The 3,425-nt window shown below is 44.7% G+C and carries 4 protein-coding genes; all 4 read left to right on the forward strand.

The window, feature by feature from the left end; genetic code table 11:
• Window positions 1-146: 146 nt before the first annotated feature.
• Window positions 147-1,130, forward strand: a complete 984-nt coding sequence (locus V3S16_RS07630) for a c-type cytochrome domain-containing protein (protein ID WP_413884079.1) — start codon at window positions 147-149, stop codon at window positions 1,128-1,130.
• Between the two features lie 263 nt (window positions 1,131-1,393).
• The gene (locus V3S16_RS07635; RefSeq protein ID WP_413884080.1) at window positions 1,394-1,618 is read left to right on the forward strand and encodes a hypothetical protein; all 225 of its coding nucleotides are present in this window, start codon (window positions 1,394-1,396) and stop codon (window positions 1,616-1,618) included.
• A 589-nt stretch (window positions 1,619-2,207) separates the two neighbouring features.
• Window positions 2,208-2,888, forward strand: coding sequence for a type 1 glutamine amidotransferase domain-containing protein (locus tag V3S16_RS07640; protein WP_413884081.1), 681 nt, complete (start codon window positions 2,208-2,210; stop codon window positions 2,886-2,888).
• A 73-nt stretch (window positions 2,889-2,961) separates the two neighbouring features.
• Window positions 2,962-3,425, forward strand: a 464-nt coding sequence (locus tag V3S16_RS07645) for a hypothetical protein (protein ID WP_413884082.1), incomplete at its 3' end; no start/stop codon positions are given.

A 3,425-nucleotide genomic window follows, 5' to 3' on the forward strand; every position in this document is an offset into this window, starting at 1 on the left:
CGGCTATTCGCAAGGGGGCAGTCGGTTCCAAATTGGGATAAAGCATGCCGTGGATACTACACTCATAAATCATTTCTGCCTAGTGTGATATCATCCATAATTCTGTATAGTAAACTGTTAGCAGTCAAATCGAGAAAAGTACTGAAATGAGTTCAGAAAAGTTTGCAATGGATGCCAAAATAGAGAACAGTACCCAAAGAACTTTTTTAACACCTTGGGTTTTATGGGTACTCTTTCTTCTGTGTATTGCATCAATTCAGGAAGCAAGGTCTCAGTCTGAGGAGAATGTTACCTATGCTGATCTCGCACCTATATTTGCGAAGCGATGCATCATGTGCCATTCCGGCGTTGCGGCACCTCTTGGGCTTCATCTCGACAAATACGACTCGATATTAAAAGGTAGCGAAAGAGGGCCAGTAGTAAAGGCGGGCGATCCCTCTACGAGCGAATTGATTCGCCGTCTCAAAGGAATTAGCCAACCACGCATGCCGATGACTGGCCCACCGTATTTGCCTGATACACAAATCGCTATGTTTGAGCGTTGGGTGGTCTCCGGTATGCCCAAAGGTGATGTTGCTCAGGTGAAGTTGTCGCCAGAATCAATATCACCGCTACCTTTGCCAGGCGAATTGGTCTCCTATCGTCACGTTGCGCCAATCTTTGCCAAGCGTTGCGCAAAATGTCATACAAAAAAGGGCTTGATGGGCCCCGCTCCGGAAGGCTATCGTTTGACTTCCTATAAGGCGACACTTTCTATTTCAGACCGTGTGCGTGTAGTGCCTGGCAACGCTGGAGCTAGTGAGCTTGTCAGGCGAATCCGCGGCCAAGCGCGCCCCAGGATGCCCTTTGACGGCCCCCCTTATTTAACAGACAGCGAAATCCGGCTGATTGAAGATTGGGTAACCCAAGGTGCACGGGATTTTGAAGGTAACCCTGCGGCTGTCCCGGTAGGTGCAACCGTTCGTCTGCACGGGATTCTCGGCCCTCGCTGGCAACTAGATGGGCTTGATTTAATCATCAGTCCTGGCACACGCATAGACAAATCGCCGACTCCAGGAGATTATGTTGAAGTCCGCGGCCGCCTGGGTGTCGGTGGCGAAGTAAAGGTAGAACGGCTCAGACGCCGGTGAACTGAATGTCTTTTCGCGCACATTAGAGCATGACTTCCAAATACGTTGGTCTATCAATGTACAGTCAATGTTTAACGGAGCTATCAGCATCACTGCTAACAAAGCGTTAAACGCGGACAGACAAAAGCGACATGGCGTTTGCATAAGAATCGCAAACCCCTTGCCACTTTTGTCTGCTGGTTAACTGAACGTTAGACATATGAAATGAATTCAATCTGGTTTTTGATCGGGTCTTCGTTTACAAATAATGGAGGGAACGTTTAATGAAACGACTATCAATCGGTTTGGTTGGCTATTGGTCTTTGGTTTTAATCGCTCTTTCGTTGATCTACTTTTTCAAACCGTCTGCAACTTTACCGGCACAATTTGTGTATATGATTGTTGGGCTCCTAGGAATTTTCATTCATATGGATCTTAAGTCACAGAAACACCGCATTTTACAACTTGAAAAACGAATTGATGATCTAGAAAACAGTACAAATAGCTAAGCTCCTATACCTCAGAATCTGGCTAAGGAAATGTCTAACAAATCGCTCAAGCGGACGTGTCACAGCCTGCGGCTGCGCCCCGCCGCTTAACTCAAACGTTATGCATTAAGTGAATAAAATGAACATTGAATGTCACTGCAGTAATATAAAAATTAAGGCGGATTATTCTCCTAAAGAACTGACTATCTGCAACTGCTCTATCTGCCGAAGATATAATTCTCTCTGGGGGTATTATCAGCCTACTGAGGTTGATGTTGATATTGGTGAAAGTGGGTCTTCTAGTTATTTGTGGAATGATAAATGCATCGAGTTTGTACATTGCAATAGGTGTGGTTGCATAACTCATTATCAAACCCTACCGGGCGATTCTTCGCCAAGAATAGCAATAAATTTTCGTATGGCTAATCTTGACGAAATTCAAGGGATTCACATTCGTCATTTTAACGGAGCCGATATGTAATGCATAACAAGGCGCTTAAGTCGTTCACTACGTTCACTCGGACACAAAAATGCTGCGCTTTTTTGTGCCGCTTAGCTTAAACGTTAGGTGGTCAACTTAGGCAATACGAAATTAAAAAGGGAAACCTACATGAAAATACTCCTTGTACTTACATCACATAATCAACTTGGAAACACAGGACAGAAAACTGGATTTTGGCTCGAGGAGTTTGCTACTCCTTATTACATATTCAAGGACGCAAATGCTGATATCACACTTGTCTCACCTGAAGGGGGACAACCACCTCTGGACCCTAAAAGTGACGAGCCCGACTTCCAAACTGAAGCAACTGAACGCTTCAAGGGAGACGATGATGCTCAAGCAGCGCTAGCAAATACATTGAAACTATCAGATATTTCACCTGATGATTACGATGCGGTATTTTATGCTGGTGGGCATGGTCCACTGTGGGATTTGGCAGAAGATCGTAACTCTATAGCCTTGATTGAGACAATGTATGCTTCCGGGAAACCGGTTGCTGCAGTTTGTCACGCACCTGCGGTATTCCGTCACACCAAAGCCCCAGATGGTTCTCCCTTAATAAAGGGGAAGTCTGTGACTGGTTTTAGCAATACTGAAGAAGAAGCTGTCCAACTTTCAGAGGTTGTGCCGTTTCTGCTGGAAGATGAGTTAAAAGCGAAAGGAGCAAACTATTCAAAGGCCGACGACTGGAATCCATATGCCATTACTGATGGCAACTTGATAACAGGCCAAAATCCGGCTTCATCAGATCCTGTGGCAAAGGCTGTGCTAGAGAGAATAAAACAATAGATGCCTAACAAATCATTCAACTCGGACGCGCTGACGCGCGCCGGTTAATTCAGACGTTAGGCTCAAAAAGAATATGGAAAGTACGCGTTACGACGAATTGTTTACAGACTACTCACGCTGGGTTCAAGAATCTCGGCGGCAATTCTTTGTGTCTCATATTTTACTTCCCCATGCTTTTGATATATCAACTAAGTTCTCTGAAAGTGCAGACAGTGTCCCTAAGGGGGAAATCTTAGAATTAGCCCAAAAAACAATGGCATTGACCAACGCAAGGGCTTTTCACCTCGGCATCGCTATAGAAAATGCAACAAAGGCACGGCACATCTATGATGGTCATATCGAATCAATAGAAGGTAAGCCAAAAGGGCTTAGAACAGACCATAATATTTTGGAGCACGTTCGCCAATGTCAAGTGAAGTTATCTCCTGAAGAAACAATCTTTCTAGAGCGAATTTCTTACCAAACGAATAGCCTAGCAAAGTACCCAATAGCTAAAAACGTCGATTCTCAAAATGCATTTTCAGGTGTAATTGTAGG

Source organism: Candidatus Desulfatibia sp. (assembly GCF_036446775.1).
GTDB lineage: Bacteria > Desulfobacterota > Desulfobacteria > Desulfobacterales > UBA11574 > Desulfatibia_A.

Coding starts and splice junctions, on each gene's coding strand:
- V3S16_RS07635 (WP_413884080.1), top strand. CDS start 1,394: ATGAAACGACTATCAATCGGTTTGGTTGGCTATTGGTCTTTGGTTTTA.
- V3S16_RS07640 (WP_413884081.1), top strand. CDS start 2,208: ATGAAAATACTCCTTGTACTTACATCACATAATCAACTTGGAAACACA.
- V3S16_RS07630 (WP_413884079.1), top strand. CDS start 147: ATGAGTTCAGAAAAGTTTGCAATGGATGCCAAAATAGAGAACAGTACC.